This window comes from Mesorhizobium sp. M7A.F.Ca.MR.148.00.0.0, assembly GCF_003997735.1.
Taxonomy (GTDB): Bacteria; Pseudomonadota; Alphaproteobacteria; order Rhizobiales; family Rhizobiaceae; genus Mesorhizobium.
Genome location: NZ_RZTB01000712.1, coordinates 1 through 234, shown reverse-complemented (window position 1 = coordinate 234; position 234 = coordinate 1). Strand labels below are relative to the sequence as shown.

Below are 234 nucleotides of genomic sequence, written 5' to 3'. Positions count from 1 at the left end.
GGTCGGCGCGCGCGGTGCAGCAGTTCTACGGCGTGCCCGGCATTTCCGTGCCGCACCTCGCCTCGGCACAGATCCTGCCGATCGCCATTGTGCTCAACTGGATCATGGACCGCATTCCCGGGATCAACCGCATCAACATCAACACGGACACCATCGAGCGCAGGTTCGGCGTGTTCGGCGAACCTGTCGTGATGGGCCTCATCATCGGCCTCGTGCTTGGTGCGATCGCCTTCT

The 234-nt window shown here is 63.2% G+C and carries 1 protein-coding gene; it reads left to right on the top strand.

Annotated elements, in window-relative coordinates; all coding sequences use genetic code 11:
• Positions 1-234, top strand: a 234-nt coding sequence (locus tag EOB49_RS35945; RefSeq protein WP_281060651.1) for a PTS transporter subunit IIC, incomplete at both ends; no start/stop codon positions are given.